This is a genomic window from Methylobacterium sp. XJLW, assembly GCF_003254375.1.
GTDB classification, from domain to species: domain Bacteria; phylum Pseudomonadota; class Alphaproteobacteria; order Rhizobiales; family Beijerinckiaceae; genus Methylobacterium; species Methylobacterium fujisawaense.
The window spans coordinates 4403812-4418732 of the sequence record NZ_CP016429.1 but is presented as its reverse complement, the minus strand read 5'-3'; the positions used below and the strand labels follow the sequence as shown (position 1 = coordinate 4418732).

Genomic DNA, 14921 nt, shown 5'->3' with positions numbered 1-14921 from the left:
AGATATCTCGGTGTTCCCTGGAGCCCGCCTTCGAGGCCGCTCGCGCGGCACCTCAGGAGGGTGAAAACCTTCATTCTACCAGACGCTTCCGTACCATGGGCGCGGAGGCGTCCCCGTCTCTGCGAGCGGAGCGAAGCCGTCCAGCAGCGCCACGCTCACGGATGTCGCGCTGTCCTGGGTCGCTTCGCTGCGCTCGCGAGGACGGATCGGGGGTGTCGAGCGCGGCCTCGGGAATTAAGCCGCCGCCTTGGCGGCCGCCAGCTTCGGCGCCTGGGCGCGCAGGCCGAGCAGGTGGCAGATCGCGTAGACCAGATCCGAGCGGTTCATCGAGTAGAAATGGAAGTCGTTGACGCCCTCGTCCACGAGGTCGAGCACCTGCTCGGCCGCCACCGCGGCGGCGACGAGGCGGCGGGTCTCCACGTCGTCTTCCAGGCCCTCGAACCTTGCGGCCAGCCAGTAGGGCACCGAGGCGCCGGTGCGGCGGGCGAAGTTCGCCGCCTGCTTGAAGTTCTGCACCGGCAGGATGCCCGGGAGGATCGGAATCGTGATCCCCGCGGCCCGGACCTTCTCCAGGTAGCGCAGGAAGACCTCGTTCTCGAAGAAGAACTGGGTGATCGCCTGATCGGCGCCGGCATCGACCTTGGCCTTCAGGGCCTCGATGTCCGCGTCGAGCGAGGCCGCCTCCGGGTGCTTCTCGGGATAGGCCGAGACCGAGACCTTGAAGTCGCCGATCCGCTTGATCCCCTCGACCAGCTCGGCGGTCGACGCGTAGCCGCCCGGATGCGGCCGGTAGGCGTGGCCGACGCCCTCCGCCGGGTCGCCGCGGAGCGCCACGATGTGGCGCACGCCCGCATCCCAGTAGGACTGGACCACCGCGTCGATCTCCTCCCGGGTGGCGTCCACGCAGGTGAGGTGCGCGGCCGGCTTCAGGCCGGTCTCGCGGACCATCCGGGCCACCGTGTTGTGGGTGCGCTCCCGGGTGGAGCCGCCGGCCCCGTAGGTCACCGAGACGAAGCTCGGCTGAAGCGGCGCCAGACGCTCGATCGAGCCCCAGAGGATCTTCTCCATCTCCTCGGTCTTCGGCGGGAAGAACTCGATCGAGACGCGGATCGGGTGGTAGCCGTCGCGGCTGGCGCGGTGGGTGGAGCGGCGCATCGGGGTCTCGTCCTCTATGTCGATCGGTTCAGACGAAGTCTGCGAAGGTTCTGGATGTCAGGCGACGGCGCGCCGGGGCTGTTCAGTCTCGTCGGCCAGACCGTCCTGGGCCAGCCAGAGGGTGACGGTGAGCTGACCCGACTCGCGCGGCGCCAGATCGCGCGTGCCGACCGTGGCGAGACCGGCCTCCGCGAGCCAGCCGGAGACCTGCTCGGCGGAGAAGCCGAGGCGTCGGTGGGCTTGGCCCGTGCGCAGGAATTCCAGCTCGTGCGGCGCGAAATCCACCACCAGCAGACGGCCGCCCGGCGCCACCAGCCGCGCGGCGCCGCGGAGCGCCCGGGCCGGGTCGTCGAGATAATGCAGCACCTGATGGACCACCACGAGGTCGAAGCTCGACCGGGCGAAGGGCGGCGCGTGGATGTCGCCCTGCCGCAGATCCACCCGCGACAGACCCTGGCGCTCCAGGTTGGCCCGGGCGACGGACAGCATGGCATGGCTCGAATCGAGCCCGGTGGCGCGGCTGGCCCGGGGAGCCAGCAGGCCGAGCATGCGGCCCGTCCCGGTGCCGAGATCGATCAAACTGCCGATCGGCCGGTCGCCCAGGGCGTCCAGCACCGCCGCCTCCACGATCGCCTCCGGCACGTGCAGGGAGCGCAGCTCGTCCCATTTGGGCGCCAGCCGGGCGAAGAAGGTCTCGGCCGCCTCGGCCCGCTGCACCCGCACGGCATCGAGACGGGCGCGGTCCTCCGACAGGGGCGGTGCGGTCCGGTCGAGACCGGACAGCAGCGGATCCGCCAGGCCGGCGCGGGCGTCGGACAGCCGGAAGAACGCCCAGGCCCCTTCGCGGTGACGCTCGACAAGCCCGGCTTCCACCAGAAGCTTGAGATGCCGCGAGATCCGCGGCTGCGACTGGCCGAGGATGTCGGTCAGGTCGGACACCGACAGTTCCCCCTCGGCGAGCAGCGCCAGGATGCGCAGGCGCGTCTCCTCGGCGGCCGCACGCAGGACGCCCAGGGCTTCCGGAAAGGGGATCGATCCCGCCTCTTGCCTGCGTTCAATAGACATAAAGATATGTTTATGTGCGTTTCGCGGTGGGCGCAAGCACGAACTTGCGGGGGCTTGCCGGGTGGATGAGACCGAAGCGCGGCGGCCGCGTTGATGGCAGGGCCGCCGAGGGCGGGCCCGGGGAGGCGTGCATGTCCGAGAGCCCGTTCCCGCAGATCACGCTGGTCCGCCACGGCGAGACCGCCTGGAGCCGATCCGGCCAGCATACCGGGCGCAGCGACATTCCCCTGACCCCGGAGGGCGAGGAAGCGGCGCGCGCCCTCGCCTCGCGCCTCGCGGCCCGCTCCTACGCGGAGGTCTGGTCGAGCCCGTCGAGCCGGGCGGCCACGACCTGCGCGCTGGCGGGCTTCGGTGACCGGCGCGTGATCGATCCGGATCTCGCGGAGTGGGATTACGGCGCCTACGAGGGCCGGACCACGCAGGCGATCCTGGCCGAGCGGCCGGATTGGCGCCTGTTCCGCGACGGCTGCCCCGGCGGCGAGACGGCGGAGGCGGTCGGCGTTCGGGCGGACCGGATCATCGCCCGGGCCCGCGCCCGTGATGCCGACCTCGTCGTGTTCTCCAGCGCGCATGTCCTGCGGGTGCTCGCCGCGCGCTGGATCGGGCTGCCGCCGCAGGGAGGGGCGCTTCTCGTCCTCGGCACAGCGAGCGTCTCGGTGCTCGGCTACGAACACGACCGCACCGAGCCGGTGCTGCGCGCCTGGAACGGCTAGGCGCCGACGCTAGCGCAGCCAATACCCATCCGGCGCGAGCGCGTCCGGCATCGGCTCGCCGAGGGCGTGGTGCACGATCCGGTCGACGGCGCGGACCATGGCGTCGAGGGGCAGGTCGTTCGGCTCGGTGCCGAACGGTTCCTCGAGCTCGTCCCCGAGGGCGTCGAGGCCGAAGAACGTGTAGGCCACGAGCGCCACCACGACGGGCGTCGCCCAGCCCAGGGAGCCCGTGAGGCCCACCGGCAGGAGCAGGCAGTAGAGCCACGCGGTCCGGTACACCAAGAGGGTGTAGGCGAAGGGCAGCGGCGTGTTGGCGAGGCGCTCGCAGGCGGTGTGCACGCCCGACAGCGCCTCGATCCGGGCTTCGAGGATGCCGAACTGGATGTCGCTGAGTCCGCCCGCGCGCATCAGCGCGGCCAGGTCCCGGGTGATGGCGCCAAGAATCGAGTCGGTGGGATTCGGGCCCGACAGGTCCGATCCGGGGCTCATCCGGCCCACCGCGGCGGCCTCGTCGAGGGCGCGCAGGCGGGCATGAAGCCCGTGGGCGAAGGCCGAGAGGCGTCGGAGCTGGCGCGCCGCCTCCCGCTCCGGCAGCAGGGCCGGGAGGATGCGGGCGAGGTTGCGCACCTCGCCGATCAGGTTGCCCCAGTGCTTCCGGGCTTCCCACCAACGCTCGTAGCAGGCGTTGTTGCGGAAGCTCAGGAAGATCGAGAGGGCGAGGCCGACCACCGTGAACGGGGTGACCCCCGCGGTGACCGGGAACAGTTCGGGCCATCGCGATTCCGCCCAGACCACCGCGCAGGACACCGCGACGATCCCGGCGAGCTTCGGCGCCACCCGCGGCAGGATCGAGCCGCGCAGGGTGAACAGCAGGGTCAGCAGGTTGGGCCGGGTGCGGACGATCATCGGGGCTTCGGGTCTGGGGGGCTTCTTAGCCCTGCCCTGCCCCCCGCGCGCCGGCAAGGAACGTGTTGGTGAAAAGGGGCGCCGGCCGCCCAGCCCGGCGGGGCGGACCGTGCGAGCTGGCCCGGCTGACGGCGCATCCGAGACCCGTCGCGCGGGCCGCGGGCGGCCGATCGTGCAAGGGGCGGCCGATCATGCAAGGGGGGCCTGGCCCGGATCAGGCGCCCTCTGCCTCCCACAGCCACGCCGCGCCGCGCACGCCCGATGCGTCGCCGTGCAGGCTCGCCCGCACGGGGGTGTCGAAGGTGTCCGAGAAGACATGGGGGGCGATCGCGGCCGGCAGGCCGGCGATCAGCTCCGGGATCCGCGACAGGCCGCCGCCGATCACGATCACATCCGGGTCCAGCAGGTTCACCACCTGGGCGGCCGCGCGCCCGAGCCGCTCGAGATGCGCGGCCAGCGTCTCCTGCGCCGCCGGACTGCCGGTCCGGCCCTCGGCGACGACGGCCTCCGCGGTGAGGTTCCCGCCGTGCCGCCGGGCGTGGTCCGCCGCCAGCCCGGGCCCGGACAGCCAGGTCTCGACGCAGCCCCGGCGGCCGCAATAGCAGGCGGGACCCGGTCGCTCGTCGTCGCGGGGGGCCGGCAGGGGACCGTGGCCCCATTCGCCCGCGATGCCGTTGCGGCCCGTGAGCACCCGCCCGTCGAGGGCGATGCCGGAGCCGACGCCGGTGCCCAGGATCACGGCCCAGACCACACGGGCCCCGGCGCCGGCGCCGTCGATCGCCTCCGACACAGCCAGGCAATTGGCGTCGTTCTCGATCCGCAGAGGCCGCTCCAGCCGCTGCTCGAGATCGGCCGCGAACGGGTGTCCGTTGAGCCAGTGCGAGTTGGCGTTGCGCACGAGGCCCGTCGCCGGAGACAGGCTCCCCGGCATGCCGATGCCGACGCTGCAGGGCATGCCGGCTTCGGCTTCGAGACGCAGGACCAGATCGGCCACGGCCTCGACGGTTTCCCCATAGGCGCCGCGCGGGGCGGCCACCCGGGCCTCGGCCAGGGTCGAGCCATCCCGGCCCAGGACGATCCCGGCGATCTTCGTGCCGCCGAGATCGATGCCGAGGCGCGGGCGCCCTCCGGATCCTGCCGCGGGCGACCCCATCACTCGGCGGCAGCGACCTTGCTGTCGGTTCCCATCGGCTGCGGCGCCTCGTCGGCGATGTGGGTGCCGATGGCGAGCGGATGGGCCATCACCTCGTTGAGCTTGGCCACGTCGAGCTCGCCTTCCCAGCGGCTGACCACCACGCAGGCGACGCCGTTGCCCACGAGGTTGGTGAGCGCGCGGCACTCGGACATGAACTTGTCGATCCCGAGCACGAGGGTCATGGCGGCCACCGGGACCGGGCTGTTGGGGATCGCCGAGAGGGTCGCCGCCAGGGTGATGAAGCCCGCGCCGGTGACGCCCGACGCGCCCTTCGAGGTCAGCATCGCCACCAGGATGATGGTCGCGTACTGGCTGATCGACAGGTCCACACCCACGGCCTGCGCCAGGAACAGCGTGGCCAGCGTCATGTAGATGTTGGTGCCGTCGAGGTTGAACGAGTAGCCGGTCGGAACGACGAGGCCGACCACCGAGTCCGAGGCGCCGAGCCGGCGCATCTTGGTCATGAGCTGCGGCAGCACCGTCTCGGAGGACGAGGTGCCGACCACGATCAGCAACTCGTCCTTGATGTAGGCGAGGAAGCGCAGGATCGAGAAGCCCGCGATCCGGGCGATCGTCCCGAGCACCACGAGCACGAACAGCAGCGCCGTGATGTAGAAGGTGCCGACCAGCCACGCGAGATCGTAGACCTTCTGGATGCCGTACTCGCCGATCGTGAAGGCCATGGCGCCGAAGGCGCCGACGGGGGCGAGCTTCACGATGATGCCGATGATCCGGAAGAAGATCTGGCCGGCGGTGTCGATCGCCCGGTTTACGCCGGCCGCCCGCTCTCCGAGGTTCGTCACCACGACGCCGGTGAGGATCGAGATCAGCAGCACCTGAAGCAGGTCGCCGGTGGCGAAGGGATCGAGGAAGCTCTTGGGGATGATCGCCAGGATGTGGGCGACGGTGGAATCGGCGGCCGCCTTGCTGGCGTAGGTCGCGACCTTGCTGGCGTCGAGCTTCGACGGGTCGGCGTTGAACCCGGCGCCGGGCCTGATCACCTCGCCGACGATGACGCCGATCAGGAGCGCGATGGTGGAGACCACCTCGAAATAGACCAGCGCCTTCAGCCCGACCCGGCCGACCTTCTTCAGGTCGCCGATCGACGCGATGCCGTGCACGATGGTGCAGAAGATGATCGGCGCGATCATCATCTTGATCAGGCCGATGAAGGCGTCGCCGAGCCACTTCATCGATTTGCCGGTGGCCGGGTCGTACCAGCCGAGCAGCACGCCGAGCGCGATGGCGATCAGGACCTGGATATAGAGCACCTTGTACCAAGGCTCGCGGGGCGCTGCGGCGGGAGCCGGCGCGTGGATTGCCTGTGCCATGTCCATCCCGTGCGACGACCGCGCACCCTCCCATTGTGCCGGCACGCTAGCGATTATCATCCGGCGCCTCAACGCCTGCACGGTTATGGGCCGGGAACCATCCGTGACAAAAATCTGTCGATCCCGGCCGAAGTCACTTCTCTCGTCTGACAAGTGCGCGCAGGCTGAGAAGCGTGGCTGTTTCTGGTCTCCGGCGGACTGAGCCGGCCAATCGACGGCATCCGGTGATCTCTGGAGAGTGTCCGTGGCTGGATTCCACCGGGCCCGAACGGCGTTCCTGGGCGTGCTGCTCACCGGCATCCTGATCGAGCCCGCCTCGGCCGGCGTCGTCGCGCGGATCGACCAGTCGCGGCAGCGCATGCGCGTCTATGTCGACGGTTATCCGGCCTATGAATGGCCCGTGTCCACGGCCCGTCGCGGCTACGTCACGCCCAGCGGACGGTTCCGCGTCGGGCTGATGGCGCCGATGTGGCGCTCCCGCAAGTATCACGGCTCTCCGATGCCGCACGCGATGTTCTTCCGCGGCGGCTACGCGATCCACGGCACCTATGCCACCGGAGCCCTCGGACGCCGGGCGAGCCACGGCTGCATCCGCCTGTCGCCCGGCCATGCCGCCGCCCTGTTCGGCCTCGCCCGCAGCCGCGGCGGAGCGACGGTGGTGATCCGCGATTGAGCGACCGGGCCGCCTCACCCCTGCCCCAGGCCTGAGCGGAGATGCGGCTTGCGTCGCAAGCCGTCGGCACCCGGCACAGAGGCCCGGATCCCCCGGGACCGCCCGAGGAGGGCCGGGTCCCGAAACGCGGACGGGCCGCAGCGCGATCTGCGCTGCGGCCCGTTTGCTTGACGCCTTATCGTGGGCTCAGGTCTGCTGCTGGGTCCGGCGGGGCCGGACGGTCCAGCGCTCGAACATCGAGGCGGGATCCTCGCTCTTCGCGTCCTTGTTCTCCGCCGCGTGATCGGGCTGCTGGTGGATCGCAGCACCGAGCGCCTGGGACAGGCTCTCGATGACGTCGTCGATGCGGGCATCCCCGTGCAAGGGGTCCCCCGGGCCGGTCGGGGCGGCGGGCGTCTCGGCGGGCGCGGCCGCCTCCGGCGCGGGCTCCGGCTGAGGCTCCGGCTCGGGGTGATGCTCGGGGGCCGGTTCGGGCGGGCGCGCGGCCGCAGCCGGCTCCGGGGCCGGAGGCGCCGGAACGACCGGCGCGGCGGCCGGGGCAGCCGCGGCGGCCGGCGTCACGGCCCGGCGCATGGCGCTCGTCGCACCCTCGTCGGACTCGGCGTTCCGGCTGCTGCTGCCGTAGCGGCCGAAGCCGAACCGGGGCTCGATCAGGTCCAGCACCGCGTCGAGCGCGGCGTTGCTCAGCGCCACCTCCTCGGCGGCCGGCACGCCCTGGATCGCGAGGGCCTGCCGCTCGAAGGCCGGCTCGTTGCTGACCTCCCGGCCGAACCAGCTCGGGGCATGGAAGGCCGCGGCATCGCCGTCATTGTCGAAGGTGATGCTGATCAGGTCCAGGCTGCCGGGTGTGACGTAGCGGTCGATGGCGATCTCGCGGCCGCCGGCATTCAGGGTGGTGCGGTCGTAGGCGGCCTTCCCGGGGCAGACGTCCAGCAGGGCGTCGCCGTGGGCGCGCGGCACGTCGGTGCGCTCCTCGACCGGGATGCCGTCCGCCCCCTTGTTCACCAGGACCAGCTGGCAGACTTGGCCGTCGACACGCACATAGGACGCGCGGCCACCCTGCGGGGCGAAGTGCCCCTCGGTGATCCGGGCGCCGCCCCGCTCCTTGCGGATCAGGCGGACCAGGGACGGTGCGACCAGAAATCGGCGAACGGTGCTCATGAACTCAAAACCCCTCCCGCTTGGTCGGCAGTGCGCCGATCCGGCGGACAGCCCTCAGCGCCGCCGGGCCGCACGGAAGGGTGCAAGTGGAACCGACCCGCACGGCGTATAAGCTGGACTGCCACACCGTATTCGTCAGAGCCTGACCGCTTCCGTCGCCAATCACCGGACAGCGACAACCTGAGACTATAGAGCGCTAAGCAAAAACGCGACGAAATCAAGACCGGATCGGGTCGAGGCTCCGGCCGCGGCGCCTTCTATCCCCGATATCCCGGCTTTTGAGCCCGAATTCCGAACCCAGGTTAGGCCGGAACGCGCCTCATTCCGCGGGCTCGAAATTCATCGCCGCGCCGTTCATGCAGTAGCGCAGGCCGGTCGGAGCCGGGCCGTCGTCGAAGACGTGGCCGAGATGGCCCTGGCAGCGGGCGCAGTGGACCTCGGTGCGGACCATCCAGTGGCTGCGGTCCACCGTGGTCTCGACGGCGCCCGGCAGGGGCTCGAAGAAGCTCGGCCAGCCGGTCCCGGATTCGAACTTGGTGCCCTGCTCGAACAGCGGCTGCCCGCAGCCGGCGCAGGTGAAGGTGCCGGCGCGCTTCTCGGCGAGCAGGCAGCTCGTGCCGGCCCGCTCGGTGCCGTGCTCGCGCAGGACCCGGTACTGCTCCGGCGTCAGCGTCGAGCGCCATTCCGCGTCGCTGCGGGTGTCCGGGCTGGTGGTCGGCGTGTCGGCCATGGCGATCTCCCTTTTCGCGAGGCTATATAGGGATTGCGCACGGTTTTCGGCAGTCCCGGAGCGTATCGCAATGCCGCGTCCGGCACCGGCGAGGCCGCGGTCAGGCGGCCGCGCCGACGGTGTCGGCCATCCGCGCCCGGCGCAAGCCCATCGGCAGCGGCGCGCCCGTGGTGGTGTCGCGGGCGGTCTGGTGCTCCAGCTCGGCGTTGATCTCGCCGCCGAGCAGCACGATCGTCGAGGAGATCCAGATCCAGGTCATGAAGCCGATCACCGCGCCCAGCGAGCCGTAGGTCTCGTTGTAGGTGCCGAAGCTGGCGACGTACCAGGAGAACAGGAGCGAGGCGATGAGCCAGAGCAGGCCCGCGACCACGCTGCCGACCCCGACCCAGCGCCAGCGGGCATGTTCCCGGCTCGGCCCGAAGCGGTAGAGCACCGACAGGCCGCCGAGCAGGACGATCAGGATCGCCGGCCAGCGCAGGGCCGCGAGCAGCCACGCGGTCGAGCCGAGGCCCAGGAAGTTCAGCACCACCGGCACGACCACGATCACGTTGAGCGCGATGATGATGAACAGCAGAGCCCCCACCGTGAAGGTGAGGGACCGGAGGTTCAGCCAGAAGAAATTGCGCTTCTCCTCCTCCTCGTAGACCACGTTCAACGCATCGAACATCGCCTTCATGGCCGCGTTGGCGCTCCAGAGCGACAGCAGCAGGCTGGAGAAGAACGTGATGCTGAGGGATCCGCTGCCCTTGGCGGCGATGCGCTTGACCTGATCGCCGATGAGTTCGACCGCGCCGGACGGCAGGACCGCGTGAAGCTGGGCGAGGTGATCGTTGATGACGGTCACGTCGGCGAACAGGCCGTAGCAGGAGACCAGCGCGGCGATGGCGGGAAACAGCGACAGCAGCGAGTAGAAGGTCACCCCGGCGGCGACCGCCAGCACCCGGTCCTTGTTGAACTCCAGGTAGACCCGGACGGCGATGTCCTTCCAGCCGGACCGCGTCATCTCGGTGGGGCTGTCGGCGGCGCGGCCCCGCTCGGCCTGCGTCGCGGCGGTGAGCTGCGCGGCGCGCCCCGAGATCGAGCGCGCGCCCGCGGCCACACCCTTCTGCAAACCCCGATCGTCGGCCGTCGGCTCGCGGTCGCTGGGCGGTTCGCTCGCGGGGGGAGCCGCCGACACGCCGCGCCGCGCCGGCGCCGCCGCGAGGGCGACCAAAGCCGAGCCGAGCATCAGGATCCAGAGGATCGAGCCGGTCTCGGATGGTCCGGTCGAACGCGACGGTGACGGAGGCATATATCGGGGCCAGTGCGCGGAACTGCCGCGCTCGGGACTCCCAACGTCGTCGTGCCGTGGCCGTTCCGCGCATTTGGCGGGGACGCTGCGGCCCTCCGCGCGTTGTGCCCGTTATGCACGCTCAGCCCCGCCTCGGATTCTGCTGCAAGTTTGTCCTGGACGAGCCTCCCGGCACCCACGCCACCCTCAAGGCGGAGCGGGAGGCCACGCTGCACATGAACCTCACCAGCGTGACCATGGCCCATCTCACCAAGCTGGAGCCCGCCGCCCGGCGGGCCAAGCTCGCCGGCCTCGTCGCCCACAACCTCGCCGCGCTGGCCCGCCAGATCGCCTGGGTCGGGGCCCGGCCGCCCCTGGAGCGCCTCCTGCGCATGGCGAGCAACGTCCTGCCGGGCTACACCCACCCCATCGCGCAGGCGATCTACGCCGAGCCCGAGATGGCGGCGCTGGTCGAGCGCGGCCTCGCGGAGGCCGGAGCCCTCGCACGCCGGCTCGGCGTGCGCCTGAGCTTCCATCCGGGGCCGTTCTGCCTGCTGGCGAGCCGCAACCCGGCCGCCATCGCGAACGGCCTGTCGGAACTCGACTACCACGCCGAGATCTTCGACCGGATGGGCTACGGCGGCGGCTGGCACCCGCACGGCGCCCACATCAACATCCATGTCGGCGCCGGCGACCCCGGGGTCGCGGGCTTCCGCGAGACCCTGCCCCGGGCGAGCCGGGTGGCGCGCGACCTCGTCACCGTGGAGAACGACGAGAACGTCTTCGGCCTCGACGCGGTGCTGCAACTCGCCGACATCGTGCCGGTGGTGCTCGACCTGCACCACCACTGGGTCGAGAGCGGCGGCGCATACCTCGAACCGGACGATCCCCGGATCGCCCGGGTGACGGAGTCCTGGCGCGGCGTGCGGCCCGTGGCCCATATCAGCGTGTCGCGCGAGGCGGTCTCGTCCGACTGCGATCCGGACGCCCTGCCCGACTTCCCCGCCCTGCGCGGGGCCGGTCACGCGGTCCGGGATCTCGCGGCCCATTCCGACATGATGTGGAACCGGGCGGTGAACGATCTCGTCGCCCGCCATCTCGCCTGGGCGGATTTCGAGATCGAGGCCAAGGCGAAGAACCGCGCCTCCATGCAGATCGCCCGTCACATCCAGGCGCTGGAGCAGGCCGCGCCGATCGCGGCCGAATGACGGGGCGGTCTCGACGTCTCCGCCGGTCCGCTCTAGGCAATCCGACATGAAGACCGCCGATTGCGACATCCTCATCGTCCCGGGGCTTGGAGGTTCCGAGGAAGACCATTGGCAGGCCCGCTGGGCGGGCCGCCTCGCCACGGCGCGGGTGGTGGAGCAGGACCAGTGGCACGCCCCGACACCGGAGGCGTGGTGCGGGCGCATCGCCGAGGCGGTCGCAGCGGCGACCCGGCCGGTCATCCTGATCGCCCATAGCCTCGGCGTCGTGGCCTGCGTCGAGGCGGTGCCGCACTTCCCCGCGGGGGTGGTGCGCGGCGCCCTGCTGGTCTCCGTCCCGGACGTGGAGGAAAACCCCGACGTGCCCGCGGCGGCGCGCGTCTTCGCGCCGGTGCCGCGGGACCCCCTGCCCTTCCCGTCGCTTCTGGTCGCCAGCCGGACGGATCCCTATTGCCGCTACGAGCGGGCCGACGACTTCGCCCATGCCTGGGGCTCGCTGACGGTCGATGCCGGCGAATCCGGCCATATCAACGTGGCGAGCGGGCACGGGCCGTGGCCCGAAGGGCTGATGCGGCTCGCCGGGTTCCTGAAGGGTCTGTCCGTGTGACGGACCTGAATGGCAGGGCTGCACGGAACCCGCGGACGACCAGGCTCCGATCCCCGACGCGGCCACCGCATTAACGCGCTGTTTACCACCGCCCCCTTCAGTGGCGGTACGGGCGGTCCTTCGTCCCGAAGCCGCCCCTGGAGAGCACCGTGACGCGCAAAGAGCTTCTGGAACGACTCGAAGCGGTGCAGACCGCCCTCGGCCCCCGGGCCCAGAGCAACTTCAACAGCTCGCTGTTCAACGACGTGACGCTGCTCAAGCGGATCGAGGCCTTCGAGGCCAAGCTCGGCGAGCCCGAGAAGCCGAAGACCGCCGACTATACCGGCAACATGTTCTCCCGCATCGCCAACCGCCGCGCCGCCGCGGGCGCCAAGTAGCCCGCTACGATTTCGGCTCGGCCTCGGCCGAGCGCAGCAGCTCGCCGGCGACGTCGGCGAGCCGCGGCGGGGCCTCCCGCACGAAGGGCAGCGGACGGCAGACATTCAGGGCCGCGAGCCCGAACCGGGCGGTCATCAGCCCGTTGAGCACGCCCTCGCCCAGCTTGGCCGAGACCCGGGCGGCGATCCCGAGCCCCAGAACCTGCTGCATGACGCTCTCGCCCACCGCCATCCCGCCGGTGACGGTGAGATGCGCGAGCGCCGCGCGCCCCAGCCGCAGGAAGCCCAGGAAGCCCGGCCGGCCGCCGTAGATCGCCGCGATCCGGCGCAGCAGCCGCACCGCCGCGAACACCACGAAGGCCACGTCGACGATCGCCCGCGGGCTGAGCGCGGTCACCGCCGAGACCTGCTTGGCCGTCGTCGCGATGGCGTTGCGCGCCTGCCGGTCCAGCCCGGCCAGCAGCTCGTGCTCGGCGAGCCCGATCCGGTCGTCCACGTCGAGGATCGCGTCGGCGGCGGCGTCGATCCGGGCGCGGCCCGCCGACAGCGTGTCGCGGTCGGCGTAGAAGGTCGAGAGCGCCTGCACCACCGCCTGCGCGCCGGTGTGGTCGCGGGTGGCGAGGGCGTCCAGCGCCGACTGGCGCAGGCGCTCGATCTTCCGTTCGCGCCGCAGGCCGGCGAGTTCCCGGACCACGATCGCGAGCAGCGCCAGCGCGGCAAGTCCCAGAAGCGCGAGGGCCACCCAGCCGAGCCAGGGGGCGGCCTGGAACAGGTCGGCGATCATCCGCTCGACCGACAGGCCGACGCCGAGGGAGACGAGGCCGCCCACCGCCGAGAGGAACAGGGTGCCCCAGGGCGAGCGCGACCGCGGCGCCACCGGCACGGCGACGCCGTCGGCGGCATCGACGATCTCGAAGGGCTCGTCCACGATCCGGGCCTGGGGCGGCCGGGCGGCGAGCGGCGTCGTGATGACGCTCGGCTCGGCGGCCAGCTCGGGCGTGATCCGGAAGGCGCGGGGTTTCTGGCCGGAGGTCATGCTCGAAGGCTCCGCGGAGTCGCACACATCGTCACGCCAGACGGTCGCCGATCAGGAACTGCATCGCCCGGTCCAGGCGGATCTGCGGCAGGTGGCCGGGGCGGCCGAGCCCGTCGGGCCTGACCAGCGGCGGCCGGAAGCGCGGAAAGCGCAGCGAGCCCGGCTCCACCGCGCCCTCCAGCACCGCCTCGGCGCGGGCCGGCAGCTCGCCCGGGAAGATCGCGGCCTCGCTGTTGCCGTCGAAGACCTCGTCGCCCACCACCTCGCCGGCTTCCGGGGTGCCGGCCACCGCCCGCAGCGTGTCCGACCCGTCATGGACGGTGGTCTCGCGGGTGGCGCGCACGGAGGCCAGCGCCACCGTGCCCACCCGGGCGCCCGCCGCCTCCGTCCGCCGCATCGCCCGGGATACGAGAAGCCGCAGGAGGGCGTCGAGCCGGTCGTGGCTCGTCTGGTGGAGGTGGTCGGCCTTGGTGGCGGCGAACAGCACGCGGTCGGCCCGCGGCGCGAACAGCCGCGACAGCACCGTGTTGCGGCCGATGTTGAGGCTGAGCAGCACCGCGTCCAGCGCCTCCTCCAGCTCGGCCAGGGCGGTGGGGCCGGCATCGACCGCCGAGAGCACGTCCACCAGCACGATCTGCCGGTCGACCCGCTGGAAATGGTCGCGGAAGAACGGCGTCACGACCTTGGTCTTGTAGGCCTCGAAGCGCCGCTCCATCAGCCCCGCGAGGCTGTCGGGCGCGATCGCCTCGGGGAGCCGGTCGAGGGGCGCGAAGGTCAGCGCCGGGGAGCCCGCGAGGTCGCCGGGCATCAGGAAGCGGCCGGGCGGCGTCGTCGCCACCGCTTCCGGGCCGGCGCGCAGGCCCGCGAGGTAGGTCTTGAAGGCGTCGCTCGCCCGCTCGGCCGCGACCTCGTCGAGGGGGCCGTTCGGATCGAAGCCCTTCAGCGCCGCGAGCCAGGGCGCCGCCACGGCGGCGCGGCCGGGGCGGCGGGTGCCGCCGATCGTGGCCCGGGACCACGCCGTGTAGCTGGTCTCGATCAGGGCGAGGTCGAGGAGCCATTCGCCCGGGTAATCGACCACGTCGAGCATCAGGGTGGCCGGGCCGGTGCGCCAGCCGGCGGCACGCTCGTAGGCGATCTCCAGGCGGAACTGGCTGATCCGGTCGGTGGAGCGCGGCCAGCACCGCGCCTCGGTGAGCGTGGCGAAATGCTCCTCGAAGGGGAAGCGCGGCACGTCGTCGTCGGGTTGGGGCACCAGCTTGGCGCGGCGCAGGCGGCCCTCCTGCGCGGGGGCGAAGGCCGGCAGCGCGTGCGTCTCCACGAGGTGGTGGATCAGGGCCGTGGTGAAGACGGTCTTGCCCGAGCGCGCGAGCCCGGTCACGCCCAGCCGCAGGGTCGGCTGGACCAGCAGGTCGTGCGAGGCTTCGGCGAAGGCTTTGACGGCCGAGCCGGCGCGCGCGGCAAGGTCGATCAGGGGCACGGGCGGGCTCGTCGTGAGGG

Annotated in this window: 15 protein-coding genes; 5 read left to right on the top strand and 10 right to left on the bottom strand. The window is 71.7% G+C overall.

Translation table 11 applies throughout. The features are described 5' to 3' along the window. Positions 1 to 234 precede the first annotated feature (234 nt). Positions 235 to 1155, bottom strand: a complete 921-nt coding sequence (gene metF / locus A3862_RS20570; protein WP_111473926.1) for a methylenetetrahydrofolate reductase [NAD(P)H] — start codon at positions 1153 to 1155, stop codon at positions 235 to 237. Positions 1156 to 1212: 57 nt separating this feature from the next. Then, positions 1213 to 2220 carry an ArsR/SmtB family transcription factor gene (locus tag A3862_RS20565; protein ID WP_043384360.1) on the bottom strand — a complete coding sequence of 336 codons (1008 nt, stop codon included), beginning with the start codon at positions 2218 to 2220 and terminating at the stop codon, positions 1213 to 1215. A gap of 131 nt (positions 2221 to 2351) precedes the next feature. Between A3862_RS20565 and A3862_RS20560 the strand changes: the two genes are divergently transcribed. After that, on the top strand, positions 2352 to 2933 hold the full coding sequence (locus A3862_RS20560) for a histidine phosphatase family protein (protein WP_111473925.1): 582 nt from the start codon (positions 2352 to 2354) through the stop codon (positions 2931 to 2933). A 9-nt stretch (positions 2934 to 2942) separates the two neighbouring features. On the opposite strand, the gene A3862_RS20555 is transcribed toward A3862_RS20560, so the two are convergent. From A3862_RS20555 to A3862_RS20545, 3 genes are all read right to left on the bottom strand, one after another. Next, complete coding sequence (locus tag A3862_RS20555; protein ID WP_043384367.1) at positions 2943 to 3839, bottom strand: bestrophin family protein; 897 nt, start codon at positions 3837 to 3839, stop codon at positions 2943 to 2945. Positions 3840 to 4053: 214 nt separating this feature from the next. Further along, positions 4054 to 4992 (bottom strand): ROK family protein, encoded by a 939-nt coding sequence (locus tag A3862_RS20550; RefSeq protein ID WP_053609806.1) that lies wholly within the window; start codon positions 4990 to 4992, stop codon positions 4054 to 4056. Beyond that, entirely contained in the window at positions 4992 to 6365 is a 1374-nt protein-coding gene (locus tag A3862_RS20545; RefSeq protein WP_043354440.1) for a dicarboxylate/amino acid:cation symporter, read from the bottom strand. The genes A3862_RS20550 and A3862_RS20545 overlap by 1 nt, the downstream gene beginning before the upstream one ends. 244 nt (positions 6366 to 6609) lie before the next feature. Between A3862_RS20545 and A3862_RS20540 the strand changes: the two genes are divergently transcribed. After that, positions 6610 to 7038 (top strand): L,D-transpeptidase, encoded by a 429-nt coding sequence (locus tag A3862_RS20540; protein WP_236961407.1) that lies wholly within the window; start codon positions 6610 to 6612, stop codon positions 7036 to 7038. A gap of 186 nt (positions 7039 to 7224) precedes the next feature. On the opposite strand, the gene A3862_RS20535 is transcribed toward A3862_RS20540, so the two are convergent. From A3862_RS20535 to A3862_RS20525, 3 genes are all read right to left on the bottom strand, one after another. Beyond that, the gene (locus A3862_RS20535; protein ID WP_075380212.1) at positions 7225 to 8199 is read right to left on the bottom strand and encodes a hypothetical protein; all 975 of its coding nucleotides are present in this window, start codon (positions 8197 to 8199) and stop codon (positions 7225 to 7227) included. A gap of 319 nt (positions 8200 to 8518) precedes the next feature. Next, a complete protein-coding gene (gene msrB / locus A3862_RS20530; RefSeq protein ID WP_043354431.1) occupies positions 8519 to 8929 on the bottom strand; it encodes a peptide-methionine (R)-S-oxide reductase MsrB in 411 nt (136 codons plus the stop codon). 100 nt (positions 8930 to 9029) lie between these two features. After that, entirely contained in the window at positions 9030 to 10220 is a 1191-nt protein-coding gene (locus tag A3862_RS20525; RefSeq protein ID WP_043354433.1) for a YihY/virulence factor BrkB family protein, read from the bottom strand. Between the two features lie 113 nt (positions 10221 to 10333). Here A3862_RS20525 and A3862_RS20520 point away from each other — a divergent pair, with 113 nt between their 5' ends. The 3 genes from A3862_RS20520 (at position 10334) to A3862_RS20510 (ending at position 12388) form a co-directional block, all read left to right on the top strand. Beyond that, positions 10334 to 11407 (top strand): UV damage endonuclease UvsE, encoded by a 1074-nt coding sequence (locus A3862_RS20520; RefSeq protein ID WP_043354434.1) that lies wholly within the window; start codon positions 10334 to 10336, stop codon positions 11405 to 11407. Between the two features lie 46 nt (positions 11408 to 11453). Beyond that, positions 11454 to 12011, top strand: coding sequence for an RBBP9/YdeN family alpha/beta hydrolase (locus A3862_RS20515; protein ID WP_043354436.1), 558 nt, complete (start codon positions 11454 to 11456; stop codon positions 12009 to 12011). Between the two features lie 149 nt (positions 12012 to 12160). After that, on the top strand, positions 12161 to 12388 hold the full coding sequence (locus A3862_RS20510) for a hypothetical protein (protein WP_012319110.1): 228 nt from the start codon (positions 12161 to 12163) through the stop codon (positions 12386 to 12388). Between the two features lie 4 nt (positions 12389 to 12392). Here the strand turns inward: A3862_RS20510 and A3862_RS20505 are convergent, their stop codons facing one another. Together A3862_RS20505 and A3862_RS20500 are read right to left on the bottom strand one after the other, a co-directional pair. After that, the gene (locus A3862_RS20505) at positions 12393 to 13424 is read right to left on the bottom strand and encodes a YcjF family protein (RefSeq protein ID WP_043757359.1); all 1032 of its coding nucleotides are present in this window, start codon (positions 13422 to 13424) and stop codon (positions 12393 to 12395) included. Between the two features lie 31 nt (positions 13425 to 13455). Next, positions 13456 to 14901 carry a YcjX family protein gene (locus A3862_RS20500; protein ID WP_043354447.1) on the bottom strand — a complete coding sequence of 482 codons (1446 nt, stop codon included), beginning with the start codon at positions 14899 to 14901 and terminating at the stop codon, positions 13456 to 13458. Between the last annotated feature and the right edge of the window lie 20 nt (positions 14902 to 14921).